This is a genomic window from Streptomyces sp. NPDC104371 (genome assembly GCF_055583785.1).
Genome location: NZ_JBVJNF010000009.1, coordinates 230,676 through 255,947, shown reverse-complemented (window position 1 = coordinate 255,947; position 25,272 = coordinate 230,676). Strand labels below are relative to the sequence as shown.

24 protein-coding genes and 1 riboswitch are annotated in these 25,272 nt (G+C 72.0%); of the genes, 6 read left to right on the top strand and 18 right to left on the bottom strand.

Annotated elements, in window-relative coordinates; translation table 11 throughout:
* Window positions 1-31 precede the first annotated feature (31 nt).
* The 9 genes from ACZ60T_RS26360 to ACZ60T_RS26320 form a co-directional block, all read right to left on the bottom strand.
* Window positions 32-1,141: a hemolysin family protein gene (locus ACZ60T_RS26360; RefSeq protein ID WP_469668111.1), complete on the bottom strand. Its 1,110-nt coding sequence runs from the start codon at window positions 1,139-1,141 to the stop codon at window positions 32-34.
* Window positions 1,138-2,475, bottom strand: coding sequence for a hemolysin family protein (locus ACZ60T_RS26355; protein ID WP_365631264.1), 1,338 nt, complete (start codon window positions 2,473-2,475; stop codon window positions 1,138-1,140). Before ACZ60T_RS26355 ends, ACZ60T_RS26360 begins: the two co-directional genes overlap by 4 nt.
* A 243-nt stretch (window positions 2,476-2,718) precedes the next feature.
* Entirely contained in the window at window positions 2,719-3,174 is a 456-nt protein-coding gene (locus ACZ60T_RS26350; protein ID WP_469668109.1) for a PH domain-containing protein, read from the bottom strand.
* A 22-nt stretch (window positions 3,175-3,196) separates the two neighbouring features.
* The gene (gene hisG / locus ACZ60T_RS26345) at window positions 3,197-4,045 is read right to left on the bottom strand and encodes an ATP phosphoribosyltransferase (RefSeq protein ID WP_365631260.1); all 849 of its coding nucleotides are present in this window, start codon (window positions 4,043-4,045) and stop codon (window positions 3,197-3,199) included.
* A 54-nt stretch (window positions 4,046-4,099) separates the two neighbouring features.
* Complete coding sequence (locus ACZ60T_RS26340) at window positions 4,100-4,372, bottom strand: phosphoribosyl-ATP diphosphatase (protein WP_365631258.1); 273 nt, start codon at window positions 4,370-4,372, stop codon at window positions 4,100-4,102.
* A gap of 33 nt (window positions 4,373-4,405) precedes the next feature.
* Window positions 4,406-4,891, bottom strand: a complete 486-nt coding sequence (gene ribH / locus ACZ60T_RS26335) for a 6,7-dimethyl-8-ribityllumazine synthase (RefSeq protein WP_365631256.1) — start codon at window positions 4,889-4,891, stop codon at window positions 4,406-4,408.
* Window positions 4,892-5,010: 119 nt separating this feature from the next.
* Window positions 5,011-6,300 carry a bifunctional 3,4-dihydroxy-2-butanone-4-phosphate synthase/GTP cyclohydrolase II gene (locus tag ACZ60T_RS26330; protein ID WP_469668107.1) on the bottom strand — a complete coding sequence of 430 codons (1,290 nt, stop codon included), beginning with the start codon at window positions 6,298-6,300 and terminating at the stop codon, window positions 5,011-5,013.
* Window positions 6,297-6,944, bottom strand: a complete 648-nt coding sequence (locus tag ACZ60T_RS26325; RefSeq protein WP_469668105.1) for a nicotinamide mononucleotide transporter family protein — start codon at window positions 6,942-6,944, stop codon at window positions 6,297-6,299. The genes ACZ60T_RS26330 and ACZ60T_RS26325 overlap by 4 nt, the downstream gene beginning before the upstream one ends.
* Window positions 6,941-7,543 carry a riboflavin synthase gene (locus tag ACZ60T_RS26320; RefSeq protein ID WP_252423502.1) on the bottom strand — a complete coding sequence of 201 codons (603 nt, stop codon included), beginning with the start codon at window positions 7,541-7,543 and terminating at the stop codon, window positions 6,941-6,943. The genes ACZ60T_RS26325 and ACZ60T_RS26320 overlap by 4 nt, the downstream gene beginning before the upstream one ends.
* Window positions 7,544-7,688: 145 nt before the next feature.
* A riboswitch (FMN riboswitch) is annotated at window positions 7,689-7,819 on the bottom strand.
* A 269-nt stretch (window positions 7,820-8,088) separates the two neighbouring features.
* Between ACZ60T_RS26320 and ACZ60T_RS26315 the strand changes: the two genes are divergently transcribed.
* The 4 genes from ACZ60T_RS26315 (at window position 8,089) to ACZ60T_RS26300 (ending at window position 12,822) form a co-directional block, all read left to right on the top strand.
* On the top strand, window positions 8,089-9,303 hold the full coding sequence (locus ACZ60T_RS26315) for an MFS transporter (protein ID WP_469668104.1): 1,215 nt from the start codon (window positions 8,089-8,091) through the stop codon (window positions 9,301-9,303).
* Between the two features lie 181 nt (window positions 9,304-9,484).
* Window positions 9,485-10,906: a uracil-xanthine permease family protein gene (locus ACZ60T_RS26310; RefSeq protein ID WP_365631248.1), complete on the top strand. Its 1,422-nt coding sequence runs from the start codon at window positions 9,485-9,487 to the stop codon at window positions 10,904-10,906.
* A gap of 174 nt (window positions 10,907-11,080) precedes the next feature.
* Window positions 11,081-11,860: a DUF5995 family protein gene (locus tag ACZ60T_RS26305; RefSeq protein ID WP_469668103.1), complete on the top strand. Its 780-nt coding sequence runs from the start codon at window positions 11,081-11,083 to the stop codon at window positions 11,858-11,860.
* A gap of 32 nt (window positions 11,861-11,892) precedes the next feature.
* A complete protein-coding gene (locus ACZ60T_RS26300) occupies window positions 11,893-12,822 on the top strand; it encodes an LLM class F420-dependent oxidoreductase (RefSeq protein ID WP_469668102.1) in 930 nt (309 codons plus the stop codon).
* Between the two features lie 19 nt (window positions 12,823-12,841).
* On the opposite strand, the gene ACZ60T_RS26295 is transcribed toward ACZ60T_RS26300, so the two are convergent.
* The 4 genes from ACZ60T_RS26295 to ACZ60T_RS26280 all read right to left on the bottom strand — a co-directional run bounded on the left by ACZ60T_RS26295 (window position 12,842) and on the right by ACZ60T_RS26280 (window position 17,649).
* Window positions 12,842-14,539: a flavin monoamine oxidase family protein gene (locus ACZ60T_RS26295; RefSeq protein ID WP_469668101.1), complete on the bottom strand. Its 1,698-nt coding sequence runs from the start codon at window positions 14,537-14,539 to the stop codon at window positions 12,842-12,844.
* 73 nt (window positions 14,540-14,612) lie between these two features.
* The gene (locus ACZ60T_RS26290; RefSeq protein ID WP_469668100.1) at window positions 14,613-15,401 is read right to left on the bottom strand and encodes a carbon-nitrogen hydrolase family protein; all 789 of its coding nucleotides are present in this window, start codon (window positions 15,399-15,401) and stop codon (window positions 14,613-14,615) included.
* A gap of 157 nt (window positions 15,402-15,558) precedes the next feature.
* Entirely contained in the window at window positions 15,559-15,996 is a 438-nt protein-coding gene (locus tag ACZ60T_RS26285; protein ID WP_252423516.1) for an Lrp/AsnC family transcriptional regulator, read from the bottom strand.
* Between the two features lie 210 nt (window positions 15,997-16,206).
* Window positions 16,207-17,649 carry a GuaB1 family IMP dehydrogenase-related protein gene (locus ACZ60T_RS26280; RefSeq protein ID WP_469668099.1) on the bottom strand — a complete coding sequence of 481 codons (1,443 nt, stop codon included), beginning with the start codon at window positions 17,647-17,649 and terminating at the stop codon, window positions 16,207-16,209.
* Between the two features lie 216 nt (window positions 17,650-17,865).
* On the opposite strand from ACZ60T_RS26280, the gene ACZ60T_RS26275 reads away from it, so the two are divergent.
* A complete protein-coding gene (locus tag ACZ60T_RS26275) occupies window positions 17,866-18,831 on the top strand; it encodes an SDR family oxidoreductase (protein ID WP_469668098.1) in 966 nt (321 codons plus the stop codon).
* Here ACZ60T_RS26275 and ACZ60T_RS26270 read toward each other — a convergent pair.
* From ACZ60T_RS26270 to fmt, 5 genes are all read right to left on the bottom strand, one after another.
* On the bottom strand, window positions 18,822-19,880 hold the full coding sequence (locus tag ACZ60T_RS26270; protein WP_469668097.1) for a helix-turn-helix transcriptional regulator: 1,059 nt from the start codon (window positions 19,878-19,880) through the stop codon (window positions 18,822-18,824). The two genes, ACZ60T_RS26275 and ACZ60T_RS26270, sit on opposite strands and share 10 nt — an antisense overlap.
* A 148-nt stretch (window positions 19,881-20,028) precedes the next feature.
* Window positions 20,029-21,072: a sugar-binding transcriptional regulator gene (locus tag ACZ60T_RS26265; RefSeq protein WP_252423860.1), complete on the bottom strand. Its 1,044-nt coding sequence runs from the start codon at window positions 21,070-21,072 to the stop codon at window positions 20,029-20,031.
* 78 nt (window positions 21,073-21,150) lie between these two features.
* Window positions 21,151-21,837 (bottom strand): ribulose-phosphate 3-epimerase, encoded by a 687-nt coding sequence (gene rpe, locus ACZ60T_RS26260; RefSeq protein ID WP_252423521.1) that lies wholly within the window; start codon window positions 21,835-21,837, stop codon window positions 21,151-21,153.
* A gap of 121 nt (window positions 21,838-21,958) precedes the next feature.
* Window positions 21,959-23,377 carry an RsmB/NOP family class I SAM-dependent RNA methyltransferase gene (locus tag ACZ60T_RS26255; RefSeq protein WP_469668095.1) on the bottom strand — a complete coding sequence of 473 codons (1,419 nt, stop codon included), beginning with the start codon at window positions 23,375-23,377 and terminating at the stop codon, window positions 21,959-21,961.
* A 101-nt stretch (window positions 23,378-23,478) separates the two neighbouring features.
* Window positions 23,479-24,411: a methionyl-tRNA formyltransferase gene (fmt, locus tag ACZ60T_RS26250; protein ID WP_469668094.1), complete on the bottom strand. Its 933-nt coding sequence runs from the start codon at window positions 24,409-24,411 to the stop codon at window positions 23,479-23,481.
* Between the two features lie 298 nt (window positions 24,412-24,709).
* Between fmt and ACZ60T_RS26245 the strand changes: the two genes are divergently transcribed.
* Window positions 24,710-25,243 (top strand): hypothetical protein, encoded by a 534-nt coding sequence (locus ACZ60T_RS26245; protein WP_469668093.1) that lies wholly within the window; start codon window positions 24,710-24,712, stop codon window positions 25,241-25,243.
* The last annotated feature ends 29 nt before the right edge of the window (window positions 25,244-25,272 follow it).

Genomic DNA, 25,272 nt, shown 5'->3' with positions numbered 1-25,272 from the left:
CGGTCGGTCAACCGATCGATCGATCAGCCGGTCAGCTCGGTACCGGTGCTTCCTTCGGTTCCTGCTGCTCGGGCTGTCGCAGTTGCTCCGGCTGCTCCGGCATGCGCGGCTGTGGCGGGGCCTCCCGGTGGGCCGGGTCGCTGACCTCGCCGACCAGGAGTTCCAGTACGTCCTCCAGGGCGACCAGGCCGAGCACCCGCCCGGAGGCGTCCGCGACCTGCGCCAGATGCGTGGCCGCGCGGCGCATCACGGTCAGCGCGTCGTCCGCCGGAAGGTCCGCGGAGAGCGTGGCCATCGGCCACCACAACTGCGGCGGCACCGCCCGCTCGGAGTCCTCCATGTCGAGGACGTCCTTCACATGGAGGTAGCCCTTGAAGGCTCCGTCCGGGGCGACCACGGGGAACCGGGAGTACCCGGTGCGCGCGGTGAGCGCCACCACCTGGGCGGGGGTCACCGTGGGCTCCACCGTCACCAGCAGGTCCCGGTCCAGCAGGACGTCCGTCACCGGGCGCGAGCCCAGTTCCAGCGCGTCCTCCAGCCGCTCCTGCTCCTCGGGGTCGAGCAGCCCCGCCTGGCCGGAGTCCTCCACCAGCCGGTTGAGCTGTTCGCTGGTGAAGACCGCCTCGACCTCGTCCTTCGGCTCCACCCGGAACAGCTTGAGGATCACCCGGGCGCAGGCGCTCAGCGCGACCGTCACCGGCCGGCACAGTCGCGCGAACGCCACCAGGCCCGGACTCAGCCACAGGGAGACCTTCTCCGGCGCCGCCATCGCCAGGTTCTTCGGCACCATCTCGCCGATGACCAGATGGAAGAACACGACCGCGGCGAGCGCGATCACGTACCCGAGCGGGTGAACCATCTTGTCGGGGACGCGCACGGCGGCGAACAGCGGCTCCAGCAGGCGCGCCACGGTCGGCTCGGCGACCGCGCCCAGCGTCAGGGAGCACACGGTGATGCCGAACTGGGCCGCGGCCATCATCTGCGGCAGCCGCTCCAGACCGTAGAGCACCTGCCGCGCTCGCGCGGTCCTGAGGGGCTCGATCTGGCTGCGGCGTACGGACACGAGCGCGAACTCGGCGCCGACGAAGAACCCGTTGACGAGCACCAGCAGCGCGGCGAGCAGGAGTTGCAGGAGGCTCATCGGGCCGCCTCCACGGCCGGCACGGTGATCTCCGCGAGCTTGACGAGCCTGACCCGCTCGGCGCGGTAGTGCCCGACCTCGTGCACCGTGAGGCGCCAGCCCGGCAGTTCGGCGCGGTCCCCACGGGCGGGGATCCGGCCGAGCAGATCGGCGACGAGTCCGGCCACGGTCTCGTACGGGCCTTCCGGGACGTCCAGGCCTATCCGGCGCAGGATGTCGACCCGGCAACTGCCGTCGGCGTCCCACGCGGGCCGCCCGTCCTCGGGCGGCGCGACGGCGAGTTCGGGCAGGTCGAGACCGTCGTGCTCGTCGCGCACCTCGCCCACCAGTTCCTCGACGATGTCCTCCAGGGTGACGACGCCCGCGGTGCCGCCGTACTCGTCGACGACGACGGCGATGGGCTGCTCGCTGCGCAGCCGCTCCAGCAAGGGCTGCACGGGCAGGGTCTCCGGGACGAGCAGCGGTGCCTGGGCGATCCGGACGACGGGGGTGCGCAGGCGTTCCTGCGAGGGCACCGCGAGGGCGTTCTTGAGGTACACCATGCCGATCACTTCGTCGATCTTCTCCCGGTAGACGGGGAAGCGGGACAGACCGGTGGCGCGGGTGAGGTTGACCACGTCCTCCGCGGTGGCGGAGGACTGGAGCGCGCTCACCTTCACGCGCGGGGTCATCACATGCTGGGCGGTCAGCTCGGCCAGGGACAGGGTGCGGACGAACAGGTCGGCCGTGTCCTGCTCCAGCGCTCCGGCCCGCGCCGAGTGCCGGGCGAGCGAGACCAGCTCGCCGGGGGTACGGGCGGAGGCGAGTTCCTCGGCGGGCTCCACGCCCAGGGCGCGCACCAGCCGGTCGGCGACCGCGTTGAGCGCCGCGATCACGGGCCGGAACAGCCGCGCGAACAGGTGCTGCGGCCCCGCGACGAAGCGGGCCACCTGGAGGGGCCGGGACACCGCCCAGTTCTTGGGCACGAGTTCGCCGATCACCATCTGGGCGGCCGACGCGAACAGCATGCCGACGACGACGGCGATGCCCGAGACGGCGCCCTCGGGGATGCCGATCGCGAGGAAGGGCTCGCGCAGCAGGCCCTCGAGGGCCGGTTCGGCGAGCATGCCGACGACTAGTGAGGTGATGGTGATGCCGAGCTGGGTGCCGGAGAGCTGGAAGGACAGCTCCTTGAGCGAGGCGACGACCGTACGGGCCCGTCGGTCGCCCGCGGCGGCCGCCTTCTCGGCGTCGGCCCGCTCGACCGTGATGAGTCCGAACTCGGCCGCGACGAAGAAGCCGTTGGCCAGGATCAGCAGGAACGCCGCTCCGAGGAGCAGCAAGGGGGTGGTCATGATGCCGCCGCCTCCGCGTGATCGCGGACCGTTGCCGGTGAGGGCAGCGGGTCCGCGGTATGTCGGCAGGGGGCGGCGCAGGTACTACAGGACGATCCGTCCATCGCCGGAGGGAGTCACTCCTCGGGTAGCAGGAACCCCTGAGCACCGGGCGGAACAGCAGGGGTGGAGGCCCAACGGAGGTGCCTCCTTCTCCAGATTAATCAAGACATCGGGATGTGCGGCAGGGTGGACGGCCCTGAGTCATCCCTGATGCCGCTCGGGCTCGGCCGTGGAGCGGGCCTCGGCCAGGTCTCGGAGCGCGCGGGCGTCCTGTATGGCGCGCTGCTTGGCGATGCCCGGCTGGATGCCCAGGGCGGGCAGGCTGGTGCCGTCGCTGAGGTTGAGGAACACCCAGGGGTCACCCGGACGCAGGTTCACCTGGATGATCTCCGCCCAGGCCAGACGGCGGTGGCTGGTGATATTCACCACGGTGATCCCGCTCTCGTCGGCGACGACCTTGGGCCGGGCCAACAGGAACAGCACACCGGCGAAGAGGCCCGCCGTGAAGACGAAGCTGAGGCGTTCTCCGGCGCTGAGCCCCTCCAGCAGCATCGCGATGGTCGTGATGGACACGAACGTCGCCAGGCCGACGGTGAGGAGCACGGCGCGGGTGCGTCCCGGCCGGAAGGTGACGGGGAGGCTGGGCAGATCGGGCATCGGTACGGTCTCTCGGGAGCTCTCAGAGGCGGCAGGCGTGGATGGCCGTGGTCAGGATGGCTCGCGCGCCGATCTCGTACAGGTCGTCCATGATCCGCTGGGCTTCCCGGGCGGGGACCATCGCCCGGACGGCGACCCAGCCCTCGTTGTGCAGCGGCGAGACGGTCGGGGACTCCAGGCCCGGGGTGAGCCCGACGGCCTTCTCCAACTGCTCGACCCGGCAGTCGTAGTCCATCATCACGTACGTACGGGCCACCAGGACGCCCTGGAGGCGGCGCAGGAACTGCTGCACCTTGGGGTCCTCGGTGTCGGCGCCGGTACGGCGGACGACGATGGCCTCGGACTTCATGATCGGCTCGCCGAAGACCTCGAGGCCCGCGTTGCGCAGCGAGGTGCCGGTCTCCACGACGTCCGCGATGATCTCGGCGACCCCCAGCTCGATCGCCGTCTCCACGGCGCCGTCGAGGTGGACGACGGAGGCGTCGATGCCCTGGTCGGCGAGGTGCTTGGCGACGATGCCCTCGTAGGACGTCGCGACCGTCTTGCCCGCGAGGTCCTCGATGCCCTGCGCCGTGCCGGGCTTGGTGGCGAAGCGGAAGGTGGAGCGGGCGAAGCCGAGCGAGAGGATCTCCTCGGCGCCGGCGCCGGAGTCGATCAGCAGGTCGCGGCCGGTGATGCCGATGTCGAGGCGGCCGGAGGAGACGTAGATCGCGATGTCGCGGGGGCGGAGGTAGAAGAACTCGACCTCGTTGACCGGGTCGACGATCCGCAGTTCCTTGGACTCCCGGCGCTGCTGGTAGCCCGCCTCATGCAGCATCTCCGCCGCAGGGCCGGACAGTGAACCCTTGTTGGGGACCGCGATGCGCAGCATGAGGGGGGCTTCCTTCGTGTCGGTGCGTGCTGGGTTGAGGGGGCGTGGTGCGGCTCAGAGATGGGCGTAGACGTCGTCCAGGGAGATCCCTCGGGCGACCATCATCACCTGAACGTGGTACAGGAGCTGGGAGATCTCCTCCGCGGCGGCGTCCTCGCCCTCGTGCTCGGCGGCCATCCACACCTCGGCGGCCTCCTCGACGATCTTCTTGCCGATGGCATGGACGCCCTTGCCGACCAGCTCTGCGGTGCGGGAAGTGGCGGGATCGCCGTGGACGGCCTTGTGCTGGAGCTCGGTGAACAGCTCCTCGAACGTCTTCTTCGACATGGTGGTCTAACCCTACGCGCTCTCGTCCTCGCCTCAGTGCCAGGGTTCGGATACCGAGCGGAGCGTGGCGGCGGTCGCCACGGCCGCGGTGACCGCCTCGTGTCCCTTGTCCTCGGACGATCCCGGAAGACCCGCGCGGTCCAGCGCCTGCTCCTCCGTGTCGCAGGTGAGCACGCCGAAGCCGACGGGGACGCCGGACTCGACGGACACCTGGGTCAGCCCCTGGGTGACGCCCTGGCAGACGTAGTCGAAGTGGGGGGTGCCGCCGCGGATGACGACCCCGAGGGCGACGATCGCGTGGTAGCCGCGGGCCGCGAGGACCTTGGCGGCGACCGGGAGTTCGAAGCTGCCGGGGACCCGCAGCAGGGTCGGCTCGTCGATGCCCAGTTCGCCGAGGGCGCGCAGGGCTCCGTCGACCAGGCCGTCCATCACCTTCTCGTGCCACTGCGCCGCGACGACGGCGACCCTCAGGTCGCTCGCGTTGTGGACGGACAGCTCCGGTGCACCCTTGCCGCTCACGTGTCTCCTCCGTGTTCTCTTGCCGGTCGGCGTTGTCTTGCTGGTCGGCGTTGTCTCGCCGGTCGCGTTCTGTTGTCGGTCGGCGGTCGTCTGCTGGTCGGCGTCGGCTCGCCGAACAGCTACTGGTCGGCGCGGGCGGACCCGGCGGTCGCGTCCAGCCAGGGCAGGTCGTGGCCCATCCGGTCCCGCTTGGTGCGCAGGTAGCGGAGGTTGTGTTCGCCCGCCTGTACGGGCATGGGCTCCCGGCCGGTGATCTTGAGGCCGTGCCGGTGCAGGGCGTCGGTCTTGTCGGGGTTGTTGGTCAGCAGCCGCACCCCGCGTACGCCGAGATCGCGGAGGATCAGGGCACCGGCCGCGTAGTCGCGGGCGTCGGCGGGCAGACCGAGCGCCAGGTTGGCGTCCAGCGTGTCGTGGCCGCGTTCCTGGAGTTCGTACGCGCGCAGCTTGGACAGCAGCCCGATGCCGCGGCCCTCGTGGCCACGCAGATAGACGACCGCGCCCCGGCCCTCGGCCTGGATCCGCCGCAGGGAGGCCTCCAACTGGGGGCCGCAGTCGCAGCGCAGGGAGTGGAAGACATCGCCGGTGAGGCATTCGGAGTGGACGCGGACCAGGAGGTCCTCGCCGTCGCCGATCTCGCCGTGGACGAGGGCGATGTGCTCGACGCCGTCGCGGGTGGAGCGATAGCCGTACGCCGTGAACTCGCCGAAGGCGGTGGGAAGTCGGACCTCGGCCTCGCGGCGCACCGGAGGCTCGGTGGCCCGGCGGTGGGCGATCAGGTCCGCGATGGAGATGATCGTCAGGCCGTGCTCGCGGGCGAACGGGATCAGCTCGGGCAGGCGCAGCATGCGGCCGTCGGCACCGGCGATCTCCACGATCGCTCCGGCCGGGCGCAGTCCGGCGAGCCGCGCGAGGTCGACGGCGGCCTCGGTGTGGCCGTCGCGGACGAGGACGCCGCCGGGCCGGGCGCGCAGCGGGAAGATGTGGCCGGGGCGGACGAAGTCGCCGGGGCCCGCGGTCCCTCCGGCGAGCAGCCGCAGGGTGGTGGCGCGGTCGGCCGCGGAGATACCGGTGCTCACGCCGTGGGCGCCGGTCGCGTCGACGGACACGGTGAACGCGGTGCGCATCGACTCGGTGTTGTGCTCGACCATCTGCGGAAGCCGGAGGCGGTCGAGTTCGTCGCCTTCCATGGGGGCGCAGATCAGGCCGCGGCACTCGCTCATCATGAAGGCGACGATCTCGGGGGTCGCCTTCTCGGCGGCGATGACGAGGTCGCCCTCGTTCTCGCGGTCCTCGTCGTCGACGACCACGACCGGTCGCCCGGCCGCGATGTCGGCGATGGCCTGCTCGACGGGGTCGAGCGTGTACTCCTCGAGGGGGTCGGTGCGGTACAGAACCGGCGCTGTGGTCATGCCGGGACTCCTTCCAGGGCGGGCCGCTGCTCTGCCGTGCGCGAGCGCAGCCACCAGTCGCGCATGCCCCACAGGACGAGTGCGCCGTAGAGGATGTAGACGAAGCCGGAGAAGGCGAAGCCGTTGGCGAAGTTGAGGGGGACGCCGACGGCGTCGACCAGGAGCCAGGCGAACCAGAACTCGACCATGCCGCGCGCCTGGGCGTACATCGCGACGATGGTGCCGACGAATATGTAGGCGTCGGGCCAGGGGTCCCAGGACAGGGTGGGGATCGCGGTGAACAGGCCCGCGACGGCGAGCGTGCCGAGGGCCGCGGCGCCCACGAGGATGCCGCGCTCGCGCCAGGTGGCGAACCGTACGGTGATCTGGCCGTCCTTCGTGCGCCCCGTGCCGCGGCTCCACCGCCACCAGCCGTAGACGGCCACGCCCATGACGACGATCTGCTTGCCCGCGCTGCCGGAGAGGTGGGCCGACGCGAAGGCGGTGAAGAGGATGACACCGGACAGGAACTGTACGGGCCAGCTCCACAGGGAGCGGCGCCAGCCGAACGCGAGGCCGGCCAGACCGATGATGTTGCCGATCATGTCCGACCACTTGATGTGCTGGCCGAACAGAGTGAAGGCTTCGGAGTTGAGCCAGCTCACCGGGTGGCTCCCTCGCTGGTCAGCAGCCGCTCGACGTACTTGGCGATGATGTCGACCTCGAGGTTGACCGGGTCGCCGGGCTGTTTGACGCCGAGTGTGGTCAGCGCGAGGGTCGTGGGGATGAGGCTGATGGTGAAGCGGTCGGCCGCGGCTTCCACGACCGTGAGGCTGACGCCGTCGACGGTGATGGAGCCCTTCTCGACCACATAGCGCGAGAGGTCCGCGGGGAGCGAGACGGTGACCAGGTCCCAGTGCTCGGAGGGCTCGCGCGCGAGGATCGTGCCGGTGCCGTCGACATGACCCTGCACGATGTGCCCGCCGAGGCGCGCGCCGACGGCCGTGGGACGTTCGAGGTTGACCCGGGAGCCGACGGCGAGGGCGCCGAGGCTGGAGCGGTTCAAGGTCTCCGCCATGACGTCGGCGGTGAACTCGTCGCCCTCGTGCTCCACGACCGTGAGACACACGCCGTTGACGGCGATGGAGTCACCGTGGCGGGCGCCTTCGGTGACGACGGGTCCGCGGAGTCGGAAGCGGAAGGAGTCGCCGAGGTTCTCGGCGGCGGTGATCTCACCCAGCTCTTCGACGATTCCGGTGAACACTTCCCGGGTCCTCCTGCCTCTTAGGGCACGACTCCGGGGCCTGTCGATGACGACAGATCAGAGCAAGCGAGGACACCAGGCGACGCCGAACAGAGCCCGTCCGAACGGACGGGCTGATACGGCGGCGCGCACGAATGCCCGCCCGCCGCGCACTGCCTCCCATCCGGACTTTAACCGTCGGTCCAGGAATTTCACCTGGTCAACCGGTCGCTGGAGGCGACCGGGTCGCGGACTGTAACCGCCGGTTCGGACTTTCACCGACCCCGGAGTGCGCTGCTTCTGGTACACGGTCAGTGTGCCACGCCGCCAGACGGCCATGCGGGTGAGGGGGTGTGGCGTACCTCACGCGTACGGGCACTGGACATCACCGGCCTCATCTGTGCAGCACCTCTCGTCGGCGCGCCCGACTCCCGCTCCGCGCAGGGCATATGACACCTGGTCCGGGTGCGTGTGGAACACGACCGGCGACGGTCCTCCCCTCTCCGGCACCGCGCCGTAGTCTGCGTGCGCGGAGCGGGGTGGACACCGAGGGGAGGAGCCCGAGGATGAGCGAGAGGGGCACACAGGGGCGCGGGGCGCGGGAGGTGAGGCGCGCCCGGTACGCCGTGGCCGCGGTGTTCGCCGTGCACGGCTCCGTCACCGGCTCGTTCGCGACCCGCGTCCCGTGGATCCAGGACCACGCACAGCTCGGCGCCGGGCAGTTGGGCATCGCCCTCGCCTTCCCCGCGTTCGGCGCGTCCCTCGCCATGCCGCTCGCGGGCCGGATCAGCCACCGCCTCGGCACGCGCACGGCGCTGCGCCTCCTGCTCTCGCTGTGGACGCTGTCCCTGGTCCTGCCGTCCCTCTCGCCGAACCTGCCGACGCTGTGTGTGGCGCTGTTCGCGTACGGCGCCGCGTCCGGCATGTCGGACGTGGCGATGAACGCGCTGGGCGTGGAGATCGAGAACCGGCTGGGCCGGTCGATCATGTCCGGGCTGCACGGTCTGTGGAGCACGGGCGCGGTGGTGGGCTCGGCGGCAGGCACGCTCGCCGCCCACCTGGGCTCGGACGCCCGGCTGCACCACGCGCTGGCGGCCGGGGCCCTGACCCTGCTCGGCCTCGTGGCCTGCGCCTGGGTGCTCGACCTGCGGTCCACCGACGACGCGGAGCCGCCGCCCCGGTTCGCGCTGCCGCCGAGGTCCGCGCTGCTCATCGGTGCGGTCGGCTTCTGCGCGGTGTTCGCGGAGGGCGCGAGTCTGGACTGGTCGGCGGTCTATCTGCGGGACCGGGTGGGCAGTTCGGCCGGTCTCGCCGCCGCGTGCACCACGGGCTTCACGCTCACCATGGCGGTCGTACGGCTCGCGGGCGACCGGGTGGTCGACCGCTACGGCGCCGTCCGTACCGTCCGCGTGGGCGGGGTGCTCGCCGCGCTCGGCGGCCTGCTCGTCGTCGTCGCGGGCGTCCCGGCGGTGGCCATCGGCGGATTCGCCCTGATGGGGCTCGGTCTCGCCGTCGTCGTACCGCTGTGCTTCGCGGCGGCGGGGCACAGCGGCACCGACCCCAGCCAGGCCATCGCGGGCGTCGCGACAATCACGTACACCTCGGGGCTGATCGCGCCGAGCGCGGTCGGTGGGCTGGCCCAGCTGACTGATCTGACGGTGTCGTTCGGTCTGGTGACGGTGCTGACGTGCGGGCTCGCGGTGTTCGCGGGAGTGCTGCGCGCGGGCGACCGTGCGAAGGTCGCTCCGCCGAGCGCTGGGGTGCCCGATCCGCGAACCTGAGGCGAACTGGACGTGAACATGGTCACAGACGAGCGGCGGTAACCGGGCGCGGGCGGGCGCCTTTCGACGCTTCGTCCCCGCTGAGACCCAGCTCACGAGGGGTCTTGGGTGCGGAGGACCCCCTGGTGACCGTGACAATGGTTGGGACAGTTGTTCGGGTAAGAGAAAGCGAAGCCTCACCATGGACCTCGGCGTGCGCTGGAAGCTGCACGGTGACGGGCGCACGCCCGCGCCGGGGGCGGTCGTCCGCCCCGATGAACGGCTCTCCTGGCCCCGCACGGTAGGACTCGGCGCCCAGCACGTGGTGGCCATGTTCGGGGCGAGCTTCGTGGCTCCCGTGCTGATGGGGCTCGACCCCAACCTCGCGATCATGATGTCCGGTGTCGCGACCGTGATCTTCCTGCTGGCGACCCGCGGCCGGGTACCCAGCTATCTCGGCTGCTCGCTCTCCTTCGTGGGCGTCGCCGCGGTGATCCGGGCGCAGGGCGGCACCAGCGCCACGGTGACCGGCGCGGTGTTCGTCGTGGGTGTGGTGCTGTTCCTCGTGGGCCTCGCGGTCCAGCGGTTCGGGGCGCGGATCATCCACGCGGCGATGCCGCCGATCGTGACCGGCGCGGTCGTGATGCTGATCGGTTTCAACCTCGCGCCCGTGACCGCGTCCACCTACTGGCCGCAGGACCAGTGGACCGCCCTGCTGGTCATGCTCTTCACGGGGCTGGCCGTGGTGTGTCTGCGCGGCTTCTGGTCCAGGGTCGCGATCTTCCTGGGGCTGATCTTCGGCTACGGGATCTCCTGGGCGTTCGACCGGATCTTCGGCAAGATCCACTCGGTGGACGGCAGCGGCAAGGTCACCGACCACTGGCGGCTGGACCTCTCGGGCGTCGGCCACGCGGACTGGATCGGTCTGCCCTCCTTCCACGGCCCGTCCTTCCAGTGGTCCGCGATCCTGGTCGCGCTGCCCGTGGTGATCGCGCTGGTCGCGGAGAACGCGGGACATGTCAAGGCGGTCGGTGAGATGACCGGCGCCACCCTGGACGACAAGCTGGGCACGGCGATCTCCGCGGACGGTGTCGCCTCCATGCTCTCGACCGCGGTCGGCGGCCCGCCCAACACGACGTACTCCGAGAACATCGGCGTGATGGCCGCCACCCGTGTCTACTCGACCGCCGCGTACTGGGCGGCGGCCGGCTTCGCGCTTCTCTTCGGCATCTGCCCGAAGTTCGGCGCGATCGTGGCCGCGATCCCCGGCGGTGTGCTCGGCGGTATCACCGTCATCCTGTACGGCATGATCGGTCTGCTCGGCGCGCAGATCTGGATCAAGTCCAAGGTGGATCTGCGCAATCCGCTGAACCTGGTGCCGGCCGCGGCGGGCATCATCATCGGCGTCGGCAACGTCACGATGAAGTTCACCGACACCTTCACCCTGAGCGGTATCGCGCTGGGCACGCTGGTCGTCATCACCGGGTACCACGCGCTGCGGGCGATGGCCCCCGCGCATCTGAAGGCGCAGGAGCCGCTGCTGGACTCGGGCACGTCCTCGTACAACGAGGACGGCGAGGGCGCGGACGGCGCTCGCGACACGGACCGGCGCGCCGACTCGTAGGCGGTGCCCTGCGGGGAGCGTCCGCCTGAGACCTGAGATCTGAGATCCGAGGTCTGAGGGCTGAGATCCGAGGGCTGACGCTCCCCCGCCCGGACCGGCGCCGCGTTCCCCCGTTCCGGGGAAGCCTGCGGCCTGGAGCCCTCCCGCTCGGCCCAGGGCTGCCACCCTTCCCGCATGGCGCGGTCGGAGCAGGTGGAGCAGGTGGAGCGGTTCACCACCGGAGTGGGCACGGTCGTCTCACGGATGCGCGCGCTCGACGCCGCATGGCCGCCCGGTGACGGTGTCGCGGTCTTCAACCGCGTGTACCTCACCGTCACCGAGGAGGCCGGGCGCGCTCCGGACGCCGGGCGCTTCCCGGACCGGCGGGCCGCGACCACGCTGGACGTGCGGTTCGCCGAGCGGTATCTGACGGCGGCCGAGCAGGGCGAACCGCCCGCCTGCTGGCGCCCGTTGTTCCGGTCACGGCACCATCCCGGCGTCCTCCCGGTGCAGTTCGCGCTCGCCGCTGTCAACGCGCACGTCGGGCACGATCTCGCGCTGGCCGTCGTGGCCGCCTGTCGCTCCCTGGGCTGTGGACCGGCCGATCTGAAGGACGAGTTCGACGCCGTGGGCGACATCCTCGACGCGCTGGAGGAGCGCGTCCACGACGAGTTGGCGCCCTCCCCCGAGCTGCTCCATGTCGCCGATCCGCTCACTCATCTGATCAGCGCGTGGAACCTGGAGCGGGCGCGCGAGGCCGCCTGGGCCGCGGCACGTGCCCTGTGGGCGCTCAGGGAACTGCCGGAGATCGCCGAGGAGTTCACCCGGCGCCTGGACCTGACCGTCGGCTTCGCGAGCCGGCTGCTGCTCACGCCCCTTCCCCGGTGCCCCGGTGCCACGCCGGACACCGTACGCGCGGAATCCGCCACGATCGCCCGAGGTCCTCGGAACTGCCCTGCCGTCACGGTAGGTTGACCGCCGACCCGCGATCACGAAGGAGCAGCACCATGACGATCCGTCTGGGACTCGGCCTCCCGCAGATGCGGCAGTACGACCTCGGCAAGGACGTGCCCGACGTGGCACGCGACCTGGAACGCGTCGGCTACGACAGCCTGTGGGTGTTCGAGCGGGCCCTGTTCCCCGAACCGGCCACGCAGGGGCTGTACGGCATCGAGGGACTGCCCTGGCCCGACTCCTACCGCCATGTCGCGGACCCGCTGGTGACGCTCACCCTGGCGGCGACGGCCACGGAACGGGCCGAACTGGGCAGCAGCGTGCTCGTGGCGCCGCTGCACCTTCCCTTCCAGCTCGCCAAGGCCCTCGCGTCGCTGGACGCCGCCAGTGGCGGGCGGGTCATCGCGGGCTTCGGCACGGGCTGGTCGCTGGACGAGTACGCGGCCACCGGCGTGCGGCCGATCAAGGAGCGCGGCCGGGTCCTGGACGAGGTGATCGACGTCTGCCGGGCCGTGTGGGGACCGGACCCGGTGCGCTACACCGGGCGGATCACCACGATCGACTCGGCCGTGGTCGGTCCCAAACCGGCCCGGCCGATCCCGATCATGCTGGCCGCCGCCTCGCGCCGGGCACAGGAGCGACTGGTCGACCGTGCCGACGGCTGGCTGCCGGTCGGCGCGGGGGTGGAGCAGATCGCGAGCCAGTGGCGGACGCTGCGGGAGCTGGCCGCCGAACGCGGCCGTACGGAGCCGATCCGGACGGTGCTGCGGGCCAACGCCCGGCTCACGGCGAAGCCGGTCGAGGGCACCGGCCGGGCCGCGTTCCACGGCAGCACCGACCAGCTCGTCGAGGACCTGCTCGCCCACGCGGAGATCGGCATGGAGGAGATCTGCGTGGACCTCCAGTCGAGCGCGCGGAACGCCGCGGAGCTGACGGACATCGCCACGGAACTGTACGAGAAGGCGCGGGCGGCCGGAGTCTGATCCGCCCGCGCAGCCGGGCTCAGTCCTCGGGCAGCTCGACCGGTGCGAGCTCGTCGTAGAGGTCGCCGGGGCCGGGGTTGGTCGGGTCGGTCGTGCCGCCGAAGTGGTGCATGACGCCCCACACCGCGTTGAGCGCGGTCTGCACGGCGCCCTCGGCCCAGCCCGCCGTCCAGGAGATGTCGTCGCCCGCGAGGAAGATCCCTCGCTGGTCGGCGGGCAGCCGGTCCTGCATGAAGTGGGTGAACAGGCGCCGCTGGTAGCGGTAGTGGCCGGGCAGGTTCGCCTTGAACGCGCCCATGAAGCAGGGCTCGTTCTCCCAGGAGACCGTCACCGGGCTGCCGATGATGTGCTTCCTGATGTCGACGTCCGGGTAGATCTCGCCGAGCGAGGTCAGCATGACCTCCATCCGCTCGTTCGCGGACAGCGGCAGCCACTTCAGACTGTCGTCGCACCAGGTGTACGACAGACAGATCACGGCGGGCCTGTCCGGGCCGTCGTCCAGCAGATAGGTGCCGCGGGTCATCCGGTCGGTGAGCGTCATCGACATGACGTCGCGGCCCGTGCGCTCGTCCTTGTCCCGCCAGAACGGCCGGTCCACGGGCACGAAGAGCTTGCTCGACTCCATGTAGTGCGTGCGCTCGATCGCCGTCCAGTGGTCGATCGGGAAGAGCGCGTCATCGCAGGCGATCTTGGAGAGCAGCATCCAGGACTGGGCGGTGAAGACGGCCGCCCCGTACGTACGGATGTCGCCGCTCGCGTCGGTGACGGTGATCCGGTTGCCCGCGGTGCGGTGCAGCCGGGTCACCGCGGGGCGCGGTTCACCGTGCGCGTGCAGGGACTTCAGCGAGGTGCCGTACGCCCAGTGCACGAGCTTCTCCGGCTCCCGCTCCCACAGCCGCAGGGGCAGTTGCTGGGAGCCGCCCACGATGCCGCGGTGGTGGTCGTCGGCCTCGGTGTAGACGACGCGCAGGATCTCCAGGATGGAGTTCGGGAAGTCGGTGTCCCAGCCGCCGGTGCCGAAGCCGACCTGGCCGAAGATCTCGCGGTGCCGGAAGGACCGGAAGGCCTCGGAGTCGCAGAGGAAGCCGTAGAACGTCTGGTTGTCGAGCTTCTCGACCAGCCTCGACCAGATCGCGCGGATGCTCGGGACGTCCCGCTCGCGCAGGGCGCGGTTCATCGCGGAGAAGTCGGCGCCCTCCTCCAGGCAGGCGTTCCAGGCGGCGGCCACATCGCGGTAGACCTGCGGCAGATCGTCCAGGGTCTCGGCGTAGTGGGTCTCGCCCTTGAGGTCGACGACGGTCGACGGGGTCGCCTCGGCCAGCGGGTTGGGGAACGGCCTGGTCTCCAGGCCCACCAGGTCGATGTAGTGCTGGAGCGCCGTGGAGGACGGCGGGAAGCGCATGGCGCCCATCTCGGCGGTCAGCGAGGGGTCGCAGCCCTCGAAGCCGACGGTCCGCAGTCGGCCGCCGATCTGGTCGGCCTCGTACACGACGGGCTTCAGGCCCATCTTCATCAGCTCGTACGCGGCGACGATGCCGGACAGGCCGCCGCCGATGACCGCGACCTCGCTGCCGTGCGCGGTCGCGGGTATCTGCCCGAGGCCCGCCGGGTGGGCGAGGTAGTCGTCGTACGCGTAGGGGAAGTCCGGCCCGAACATGGTGATCGGCGGCTGCTGCCCGTCGGTGTGCGGGACGGCGGTGGGCACCGTGGAGGTCATGGCGGTGCGAACTCCTTGCGGGGAACCGGCTCTTGGGGCGAGCCGAGAGGTCGAACGAGGGTCGGGCGCGGGGTCAGACGAGGGACGTGTAGAGGCCGGGGCGGCGGTCCGCCAGATACGGGTTCGCCGCGCGGGAGGCGGCGAGACGGCCGGGGTCGACGTCGGCGACGACGAGTTCCTCGGCGCGGCCCGCGCGCGCCCGGACGACCCCGTCGGGCCCGGCGAGGGCGGACAGCCCGGTGAACTCGAACTCCCCTTCACGGCCGACCCGGTTGGCGTACGCGACGTACATCTGGTTCTCGAAGGCGCGCACCGGGACGACGGACTCGGCGACGAACTGGTACGGGTGCATCAGGGCTGTCGGGACCACGAGGAGGTCGGTCCCGGCCAGGGCGTGGGCGCGGGCGTTCTCCGGGAACTCGACGTCGTAGCAGATCATCAGCCCGACCCGCAGACCGCCCAACTCGGCCTGGGCGACCGGCTGTTCACCCGGGGTGAAGTGGTCGCGTTCGAAGCCGCCGTACAGATGGGTCTTGCGGTAGCCGAGGAGGCGGGTGCCGTCGGTGGAGATCAACTGGGCGGAATTGAAGACGCGTTCGCCGTCCCGCTCCGGGTAGCCGTAGGCGATCGCGAGCCCCCGCCGCGCGGCGATCTCGGCGACCGCGTCGGCCTGTTCGCCGTCGGCCGCCTCAGCGAGCCGACCGACCTCGGCACCGATCGCGTACCCGGTGAGGAACATCTCCGGCGCGATCAGCAGCCCGGCGCCGCGGGCGGCGGCACGGCCCGCGGCCTCGTCGAGCACCGCGAGGTTCTCGGCGACGGAACCGGGCGTGCCGGAGCTCTGGAGCAGGGCGGTGCGCATGCGTGTTCTCCACCAAAGGAAGGGATTCGGGAGGTGAAGAAGACGCTACGGTCGGCGCGCCGGGCCGGACAAGCAGGACCCGTTGCGCGCCGACGCGCTGTTCGTTGCGTCCGTACGCGGCCCGGCGGCGATTCGTTGCGCGCCGCCCGGCCGGGTGCTACGAGAACCGGCGCAGCAGCGGGGAGAGGACCAGCACGGACTTGGTGCGCTCCACGAACGGCTCCCCGGCGATCCGTTCCAGTACGCGCTCGAAGTGGCGCATGTCGGAGGCGAAGACCTGGACGATCGCGTCCGCCTCACCGGTGACGGTGGAGGCCGCCACGACCTCCTGGTAGCGCTCCAGGCCCCGCTGGATGGTCTCGGGCGAGGTGTTGCGGCGGCAGTAGATCTCGACGTATCCCTCGGTCTGCCAGCCGAGCGCTCCAGGGTCGAGGCGGACGGTGAAGCCGGTGATGGCGCCGGTGGCGCGCAGCCGGTCCACGCGCCGCTTCACGGCGGGTGCGGACAGGCCGACCTGTTGGCCGATGTCCGCGTAGGAGCGGCGGGCGTCCTCGGCAAGGGCGTGCACGATGCGTTCGTCGAGATCGTTCAGCAAGGCGGGTGGTTCACTTCTCTGCGTATGACATGCGGTGCCGTACGGTCCACGACGGCGGACGCGACGGCGGCCGACCGGGAACGCCGGTGGCCCACAGAAGTAGAACACCTGCCCCGCGGCCCTCCCCCTCCGGCCACCGCCTCACCTCGTACGACGGCCCCCTCCCGTCGGTGCGGAGAGGGGGCCAGTCGTACGAGCGGGGGGCCTGGCTCAGCTCCAACTGGCGTGCAGCGGCTTGCCCTCCGCGTAGCCCGCGGCACTCTGGATGCCCACGACGGCCCGCTCGGCGAACTCCTCGAGCGAGTCGGCGCCCGCGTAGGTGCAGGACGAGCGGACGCCCGCGATGATCGAGTCGATCAGGTCCTCGACGCCCGGACGGGCCATGTCGAGGAACATGCGGGAGGTCGAGATGCCCTCCTCGAACAGGGCCTTGCGGGCGCGGTCGTACGACGACTCCTCCGACGTGCGGTTGAGGACCGCGCGCGCGGACGCCATGCCGAACGACTCCTTGTAGAAGCGGCCCTCCGCGTCCTGCTGGAGGTCGCCCGGGGACTCGTACGTGCCCGCGAACCACGAGCCGACCATCACGTTGGACGCGCCGGCCGCCAGCGCCATCGCGACATCGCGCGGGTGGCGGACACCGCCGTCGGCCCACACGTGCTTGCCGTACTTCTTCGCCTCGGCGGCGCACTCCAGGACCGCCGAGAACTGCGGGCGGCCGACGCCGGTCATCATGCGCGTGGTGCACATGGCGCCGGGGCCCACGCCGACCTTGACGATGTCCGCGCCCGCCTCGATCAGGTCGCGCACGCCCTGCGCGGCGACCACGTTGCCGGCCACGATCGGCACCTGGGGGTCGAGCGCGCGCACGGTGCGGACGGCGCTGATCATCGACTCCTGGTGGCCGTGCGCGGTGTCGACGACGAGCGTGTCGACGCCCGCTTCGAGCAGTTGCTTGGCCTTGCCCGCGACGTCGCCGTTGATGCCGACGGCCGCGGCGATCCGCAGCTTGCCGTCGGCGTCGGTGGCGGGCGTGTAGAGCGTGGCGCGCAGCGCGCCCTTGCGGGTGAGGATGCCGGCGAGCCTGCCGTCCTCGTCCACGGCCGGGGCGTAGCGGCGGTTGGCGCCGTCGAGGACGTTGAAGGCCTCGCGCGGGTCGATGGCGGCGTCGAGCAGCAGCAGGTCCTTCGACATCACCACTTCGAGCTGGGTGAAGCGGTCCACGCCGGACAGGTCGGCCTCGGTGACGACACCGATCGGCCGGTGCTCGGCGTCCACGACGACACCGGCGTTGTGCGCGCGCTTCGGCAGCAGCACGAGCGCGTCGGCGACCGTCTGGTGCGGGGCGAGCACGATCGGGGTGTCGAGGACCAGATGACGTTCCTTGACCCAGGAGACGACCTCGGCGACCACGTCGATCGGGATGTCCTGGGGGATCACGACGAGTCCGCCGCGGCGGGCGACCGTCTCGGCCATACGGCGGCCGGCGATCGCGGTCATGTTGGCGACGACCAGCGGGATCGTCGTCCCCGAGCCGTCCGGGGAGGAGAGGTCCACACCGTGGCGGGAGCCCACCGAGGAGCGGCTCGGCACCATGAAGACGTCGTCGTACGTCAGGTCGTACGCGGGCTGGATGTCATTGAGGAAACGCACGTGCTGCACATCCCGGTCGATCAGAGGTGGCCCCCTGACGGGTCAGCCAGGGGGAAAAGCACGTACTTCATTCTCCCATGGCGGGGGGCGGGCGATGCCCGGACGGATCGTCCAGGCAGGTCAGCGGGGTCTTCGGGGGATCCTCCAAGAGGGCGGGAACAGGCCGCGCGGAAACGGTGACGTGAACTGTCACCTTTGGCGTGCACCGTGAGGGGCATGGACGACTTCACCGACACCCGCGCCCCCTCCCCCGCCCAGGAGGCCCCGCTCACCGGCCGGATCGCGCTCGTCGCCGGGGCCACCCGCGGCGCCGGGCGCGCCCTCGCCGTCGAACTCGGCCGCTCGGGCGCCACCGTCTACGTCACCGGCCGCACCACCCGTACGCACACCAGCGAGGTCGGCCGGGCCACGGAGACCATCGAGGAGACGGCGGAGCTGGTCACGGCGGCGGGCGGCACCGGCGTCGCCGTCCCGACCGACCACCTGGACCCGGACCGGGTGACCGCCCTGGTCGAGCGGATCGACCGCGAGCGGGGGCGGCTCGACATCCTCGTCAACGACCTCTGGGGCGGCGAGCAGTTGCTCGTCGACTCCGTCTTCGGCAAGAAGAGCTGGCAGACGCCGCTCGCGGCGGGCCTGCGCATCCTGGACCTCGGGGTGCGCTCGCACGTCATCACCGCGGCGCTTGCCCTGCCGCTCCTCATCCGCTCGGACGCGCCGCTGCACGTGGAAGTCACCGACGGCACGGCGTCGTTCAACCGCCGCTACCGCGAGAACCTCTACTACGACCTCGCGAAGAACGCGCCGATCCGGATGGCCTTCGGGCTGGGCGAGGAGCTGGCGGAGTACGGGGGCACGGCCGTCGCCGTCACTCCGGGCTTCCTGCGCTCGGAGCAGATGCTCACCCATTTCGGCGTGACGGAGGAGAACTGGCGCGACGCGATCGCCCAGGAGCCGTACTTCGCCATCGCCGAGTCGCCGTACTACCTCGCCCGCGGGGTCGCCGCGCTCGCCGCCGACCCGGACCGGGCCGCGCGGTGGAACGGCAGGTCGGCCTCCAGCGCGGATCTCGCCAGGGCCTACGACGTACGGGACGTGGACGGCAGCAGGCCGGACTCGCTCGCGTACATCGAGGACGCCCGGTACGCCGGGAAGGACTGCTCGGTGGACGACTACCGCTGACGCTCCGGCTCCGCGCCGTACAGGGCGGCCAGGGCCCGCGCGTGCGCGCGGAAGCGGGCGCGCAGGCCCGCCGGGGCCAGCACCTCCACGTCCGCGCCCAGCCCGGTCAACTGGGCGAAGGCGATGTCCTCCGACTCCACCGGCAGGTCGAGCGTGATCTGCCCGGTGGCGTCCGGCGTGGTCGTGGCGGCCGGGGTCGCGCCGCTGACACTGGCGGACTCCACCACGTCGGGCAGGCGGCGCAGGCCGCGCTCCGTCAGGCGCACGGTGACCGTCGTCCGCAGCAGCGCCCGCGCGAACGCGTCGGCCCGGTCCCGCCAGTGCGCGGCCAGGTCGAAGGACGGGTCGCGGACGAAGGGGTCCTCGGCGCCGGGCGCGGGGGCAAGGGCCGTGACGCGGTCGACGCGGTAGGTGCGCCAGGCGTCCCGGCCCGTGGGCTCCCCCGGGAGACGGCCCGTCGGCTCCCTCGGGACGCGGCCCACGAGGTACCACACGCCCGCCTTCAGCACGAGCCCGTACGGCTCCAGGACCCGGCTCACCACGCGGTGCGGCGCGCCGTCCCGGCCCGGTCGCGCGTAGGACAGCTCGACGGTGCGGTCGGACCATACGGCGCGGGCCAGGTCCGGCAGCAGCTCCGGGGCCGACGGCTCGCGGAACCAGGCCGGGGCGTCGAGGTGGAAGCGCCGCACCGACGACTCGGCCGCCGCGCGCAGCGAGGGGAGCAGGGTGGCCGACAGCTTCAGCCGGGCCGTGTCCGCCGCGTCCGAGAGCCCCAGGTCCCGCAGGGCGGTCGGCAGTCCGGAGAGGTAGAGCGTCTCGGCCTCGGTGGGATGCAGGGTGGTGAGCCGGGTGCGGTGGCCGGGCGCCAGGTGGTAGCCGCCCGCCCGGCCGCGCTCGGCCCGGATGGGCACGCCCGCCTCCTGGAGCGCCTGGGCGTCACGGATCACCGTGCGCCGGGAGATGTCCAGCGCACGGGCGAGGGCCTCGGCGGTCAGGCCGGGGCTCGACTGGACGAGGAGCGCCATGCGGAGCAGGCGGGCGGCACGCATGGCTCAAGGATCGTGGACCCGGTGTCCCGGTCGCGTCGCGGGGGACGGGTTTCGGCCGTGCAGCAGAACGCCGTACGGCAGAACGCCCTACGGCAGAACGGGGACGGCCGCGGCGGCATGTGTCGATGCCACCGCGGCCGCCCCGTTCTCAGGAACCGTCGGGATCCGCGCGGTTCAGGGCGGGCTTCGGCGGCTGCCCCGCCGTCATCAGATAGTCGGCCGCCGCCGTGTCCGTGACCAGGCTGGTGACGAGCCCGGACCGCAGCACCGCGTCGATGGCCGCCGCCTTGCGCTGGCCGCCCGCGATCGCGACGACCTCGGGGACACGGCGGAGCTGGTCCGCCTTGACGGTGATGCACCGCTCCCCCAGGTCCCGCCCGATCCGGCGCCCCTCGGCGTCGAAGAGGTGCGCGGACATCTCGGCGGCGACACCGAGCGAGGCGTAGTGCGCGCGCTCCTCCTCGCTGAGCATGTCGTGCACCGTCGAGATGCCCGGCGCCCAGGAGCCGATGGAGACGCAGGCGACCGTCACCTTGTCGAAGTACTCGTAGGCGCGGGCGATCCCCGTCTGGTTGCGCAGCGCCGCCGCGGTCGCCTCGTCCGGCAGCAGCATCGGCGCGTAGATGGGGTGGGCGTCCCCGCCCGAGACCTGCGCGGCACGGCGGACGGCCTCCACCGACCCGCGCTCGGCGGTCCCGGCGTCGTACACGCCCGTGAGCTGCACCACCGTGCACGGGGGCAGCCGGTTCAGGGCGGCTGCCATGTTGATGGTGGAGCGGCCCCAGGCCAGTCCCAGCACATCGCCCTCGGTCACCAGTTCGCCGAGCAGATCGGCGGCGACCTCACCGAGGTTCTCGGGGTCGGGCGACTCCTCGGCCTCGGCCGGGGACTCGACCACCACCGCGTGCCTGAGGCCGTAACGGGCGCGCAGGGCGTCGGAGCGCTCGGCGTCCAGTTCGGCCGGCACCCGGATCTCGATCCGTACGAGATCCCGTTCGAGGGCGGTCTCCAGGACCCGGGCCACCTTGAAGCGGCTGACGCCGAACTCCTCCGCGATCTGGATCTTGGATTTGCCCTCGAGGTAGAAGCGACGGGCCATGGCCGCCGCCTGCACCAGCTCAGCGGGTCCCATCCGCATGGCTGACCGGCCCGCCGTCATACCCGACACAGCCATCTCCTCACTGCTCTTCACACTGTGCATACGCTGTTCATCCTTGCAGATTCGGCGGGGCCGATCTGCCCGGACGTTCGGCGTTCAGGTTCTGTTGGCTCAGTGGTCGCATGCCCAGGAGGCCTGGGCCGTGGCCCGCTGTGCCTGGTCACGCAGGGCGTGGACCGCCGCGGAGGGGTCGGCCGCGCCGTACACCGCGGAACCGGCGACGAAGACATCCGCGCCCGCCTCGGCGCACCGCTCGATGGTGGAAGCCGAGACTCCGCCGTCTACCTGGAGCCAGAGTTCAAGGCCGTGCTTGCTGATCAGCTCACGGGTACGGCGGATCTTCGGGAGCATGATGTCGAGGAACGCCTGCCCGCCGAAGCCGGGCTCCACCGTCATGATGAGCAGCATGTCCAGCTCGGGCAGCAGGTCCTCGTACGGCTCGATCGGGGTCGCGGGCTTGAGGGCCATGGAGGCGCGGGCGCCCTTGGCGCGGATCTCGCGGGCGAGCCGGACCGGCGCGGCGGCGGCCTCCGCGTGGAAGGTGACCGAACCGGCGCCCGCCTCGACGTACTGCGGCGCCCACCGGTCGGCGTCCTCGATCATCAGATGGCAGTCCAGCGGGGTGTCCGTGGCGCGGGCCAGGGACTCCACGATCGGCACGCCGAGCGTCAGGTTAGGGACGAAGTGGTTGTCCATGACATCGACGTGGAGCCAGTCGGCGCCGTCGACGGCCTTCGCCTCCTCGGCGAGGCGCGCGAAGTCGGCGGACAGGATGCTGGGGTTGATCTGCACGGCCATGACCCAAGCCTGCCATGCCCAGGACGCGTCGCTCGCGCCGGTCCCGGCGGGATCCGGCCGCTTTGGACCGGGCCGGTCCCCGGGGGCCGTCACGAGCGTCCCCGGGGGCTGTCGAGCGGTGTCAGCCCGTGCGCCGGATGATCGCCAGGTACATCGCGTCGGTGCCGTGCAGATGCGGCCACAACTGGACGTCGGGGCCGTCGCCGAGGGCCGGTACGCCGGGCAGCAGCGGCCGGGCGTCGATCAGCTCGGCGTCCCCGTACTGCCGCAGCACGTCGTCGACGACGGCGCGGGTCTCGGCGAGATGGGGCGAGCAGGTCGCGTAGCCGACGACGCCTCCCACGCGTACGGACTCGAGAGCCGTGCGCAGCAGGCCGCGCTGGAGCGGCGCGAACCCGTCGAGATCCTCCGGCCTGCGCCGCCAGCGGGCCTCGGGACGGCGGCGCAGGGCGCCGAGTCCGGTGCAGGGCACGTCCATCAGGACGCGGTCGAAGGAGCCGGGGCGCCACGGCGGCCGGGTCCCGTCGGCGGCGATGACCTGGTACGGGCCGGGGTTCCCGGCGAGCGCCTTGGCCACGAGTCCGGCGCGGTGCGGCTGCTTCTCGGAGGCGAGCAGGACGGCTCCGCGCTCGGCGGCCAGGGCGGCGAGCAGGGCGGCCTTGCCGCCGGGGCCCGCGCAGCCGTCGAGCCAGGCGCGGTCGGGTCCGTCGAGGGGGGCGTTCGCGAAGGCGAGCGCGACGAGCTGGCTGCCCTCGTCCTGCACGCCCGCGCGGCCTTCGCGTACCGCCTCGACGGCACCGGGCTCGCCGCCCTCGGTGAGCCGGACGGCGTACGGCGACCAGCGGCCCGGCACCGCGGCCTCCTCGCGCAGCAGCTCGTCGGGGGTGGAGCGCCCCGGACGGGCGACGAGCGTGACCTCGGGCCGCTCGTTGTCGGCCTCCAGCAGATCCTCGATCCCGGCGCGCGGTCCGCCGAGGGAGTCCCACAGGGCGGAGACGATCCAGCGGGGGTGGGAGTGCACGACGGCGAGGTGGTCCTCGGGGTCCTCGTCGTACGGCGGGGCGACCTGTTCCAGCCAGCCGTCGAGGTCGTGCTGGGTGACCTTGCGCAGCACGGCGTTGACGAACTTGGCCCGTCCGTCGCCGAGCACGACCCGGGCCAGCTCGACCGTGGCGGACACGGCGGCGTGGCTGGGGATGCGCGTCCCGAGCAGTTGATGCACCCCGAGGCTCAGCACGTCGAGCACGGGCGGGTCGACCTCGCGCAGCGGCCGGTCCACGCAGGCCGCGATGATCGCGTCGTACGTCCCCTGGCGACGCAGCGTCCCGTACACCAGCTCGGTGGCCAGCGCCGCGTCCCGGCCGTCGAAGCCGTCCTTCTCGCGCGCCTTGCGCAGCAGCGGCGGCAGGACGAGGTTCGCGTACGCGTCCCGCTCGTCGACGGCCCTGAGCGCGTCGAAGGCGAGGATGCGGACGGGGTCCTTCTGGGGCCGGCGGTAGGGCTTGCCCGGCTTGCGGGGACGACGGGACTGGTCGCTCACGAAAAGGTGCTCCGGATGTGGGGTGGGATACGGCTCCCAGCCTACGTCCGCCGGGGGGCGGGAAGGCCGGGAGGGTCGACGGGGGTCGCGCGGGCGGAGGGTCAGCCGCCGAGCGTCTCCGTGTCGGCGATCCGCGCCCCGCGCGCCCAGTCCGCGGCCCGCATCGGCTTCTTGCCCTGGGCCTGCACCCACAGCAGCTCGACGGCGTACGAACCCGTGCCCACGTGCACGCTGTTCTTGCCGACGGCGAGCTGCCCCGGGGCGAGGTCCGTCCGCTCGGGCACGGGGGTGACCTGGATCAGCTTGAGGCGCTCGCCGCGGAAGGTGGTCCAGGCGCCGGGCGCGGGCGTGCAGGCGCGCACCACGCGGTCGGCGCGGAGCGCGGGGACGGACCAGTCGACGTGCGCGTCCTCGACGGTGATCTTCGGTGCGAGCGTGATGCCCTCGGCGGGCTGCGGCACGGCCTTGAGGGTGCCGTCCTCGATCCCGTCCACGGTGGCGGCGAGCAGTCCGGAACCGGCGAAGGCGAGCCGGGTGAGCAGATCGCCGCTGGTGTCGGTGCGGCGGATCTCCTCGGTCACGGTGCCGTAGACGGGCCCGGAGTCGAGCCCCTCCTCGATGAGGAAGGTGGTGGCGCCGGTGATCTCGTCGCCCGCCAGCAGGGAGTGCTGCACGGGGGCGGCGCCGCGCCAGGCGGGGAGCAGGGAGAAGTGCAGGTTGACCCAGCCGTGCACGGGGATGTCGAGGGCGACGCGCGGCAGGAGCGCACCGTAGGCGACGACGGGGCAGCAGTCGGGCGCGATCTCGCGCAGCCGGGCGAGGAAGTCCTCGTCGCGGGGCCGCTCGGGCTTGAGGATCTCGATCCCGGCCTCCTCCGCGCGCTGGGCCACGGGGCTGGCGACGAGCCTGCGGCCGCGCCCGGCCGGTGCGTCGGGCCGGGTGACGACGGCCACCACCTCGTGCCGCTCGGACGCGATCAGCGCGTCCAGTGCGGGAACGGCGACCTCGGGGGTACCTGCGAACACAAGCCTCATGGGTGAAGGACGGCCTCTCGGGCGGGAGTGTGACGGGCCCTCACGCCTGCGGCTGCGCGAAGGCGTACGGGCAGCGCACCAGTCTATGGGGGCGGGCAGCCCGGCGGTGCGAGGGCCGTCCCGGCCCAGCGGATCGTGTGCCGCGCGGCGCGCATCGCCGCTCAGGGGCGTAGGCATATGCCCTTGCGCCCCCGCACCGTGACCACAAGCCCGGAAACGCGTTGTCAAGAGAGAGTTGACCTAAACGGGCCGTGACCACGGCCCGGTCCCTTGCAACGCCGGTTCGAGAGGCTTGTTCATGGCCGACCACGCAACCCACGACGCCCAGGCTCGGGCCAGCCTGCACTTGCTGGTGCGGGACATCGAGCGGGTCCGCCGGCAGGTGGACGCACTGCGCACGCTCACCGCCCAGTTGGGCAACGTCTACCGTCCGCGCCGCTCCGGCCCGTCGACGGGGTTCGTCGTCTACGGGCGCGCGCCCGCCCCGACCGTCCGTCTCGCCCAGGAGTTGCGGGACAGCGTCGAGACCCTGGTGACGGCCGCCGTGGACTTCGACCGCTCGCTCGGCTTCTCGTGGGACGCCGTCGGCTCCGCGCTGGGCGTCACCAAGCAGGCCGTGCACCGCCGTTACGGCGCCCGCCGGGCCACGACCCAGGCCGCCGCCGAGGCCGAGCGCACACCGGAGCCGTCGGGTACCCGCACGCTCAACGTGGGCGCGGGCATCTCCGCAGTCCCCACGGCCCGCTCGATGCCGACCCAGCCGACAGCAAGCACCCCAGCCCTGCACGACGACCCAAGGCCAACGGCCTTCCCCGGCCCGCGAAACGGCTGACCAACCGCCCTCCCCGCCTCCCGGGCACC

Coding starts and splice junctions, on each gene's coding strand:
- ACZ60T_RS26360 (WP_469668111.1), bottom strand. CDS start 1,141: ATGAGCCTCCTGCAACTCCTGCTCGCCGCGCTGCTGGTGCTCGTCAAC.
- ACZ60T_RS26355 (WP_365631264.1), bottom strand. CDS start 2,475: ATGACCACCCCCTTGCTGCTCCTCGGAGCGGCGTTCCTGCTGATCCTG.
- ACZ60T_RS26350 (WP_469668109.1), bottom strand. CDS start 3,174: ATGCCCGATCTGCCCAGCCTCCCCGTCACCTTCCGGCCGGGACGCACC.
- hisG (WP_365631260.1), bottom strand. CDS start 4,045: ATGCTGCGCATCGCGGTCCCCAACAAGGGTTCACTGTCCGGCCCTGCG.
- ACZ60T_RS26340 (WP_365631258.1), bottom strand. CDS start 4,372: ATGTCGAAGAAGACGTTCGAGGAGCTGTTCACCGAGCTCCAGCACAAG.
- ACZ60T_RS26330 (WP_469668107.1), bottom strand. CDS start 6,300: ATGACCACAGCGCCGGTTCTGTACCGCACCGACCCCCTCGAGGAGTAC.
- ACZ60T_RS26315 (WP_469668104.1), top strand. CDS start 8,089: ATGAGCGAGAGGGGCACACAGGGGCGCGGGGCGCGGGAGGTGAGGCGC.
- ACZ60T_RS26310 (WP_365631248.1), top strand. CDS start 9,485: ATGGACCTCGGCGTGCGCTGGAAGCTGCACGGTGACGGGCGCACGCCC.
- ACZ60T_RS26305 (WP_469668103.1), top strand. CDS start 11,081: ATGGCGCGGTCGGAGCAGGTGGAGCAGGTGGAGCGGTTCACCACCGGA.
- ACZ60T_RS26300 (WP_469668102.1), top strand. CDS start 11,893: ATGACGATCCGTCTGGGACTCGGCCTCCCGCAGATGCGGCAGTACGAC.
- ACZ60T_RS26295 (WP_469668101.1), bottom strand. CDS start 14,539: ATGACCTCCACGGTGCCCACCGCCGTCCCGCACACCGACGGGCAGCAG.
- ACZ60T_RS26290 (WP_469668100.1), bottom strand. CDS start 15,401: ATGCGCACCGCCCTGCTCCAGAGCTCCGGCACGCCCGGTTCCGTCGCC.
- ACZ60T_RS26275 (WP_469668098.1), top strand. CDS start 17,866: ATGGACGACTTCACCGACACCCGCGCCCCCTCCCCCGCCCAGGAGGCC.
- ACZ60T_RS26270 (WP_469668097.1), bottom strand. CDS start 19,880: ATGCGTGCCGCCCGCCTGCTCCGCATGGCGCTCCTCGTCCAGTCGAGC.
- rpe (WP_252423521.1), bottom strand. CDS start 21,837: ATGGCCGTGCAGATCAACCCCAGCATCCTGTCCGCCGACTTCGCGCGC.
- fmt (WP_469668094.1), bottom strand. CDS start 24,411: ATGAGGCTTGTGTTCGCAGGTACCCCCGAGGTCGCCGTTCCCGCACTG.
- ACZ60T_RS26245 (WP_469668093.1), top strand. CDS start 24,710: ATGGCCGACCACGCAACCCACGACGCCCAGGCTCGGGCCAGCCTGCAC.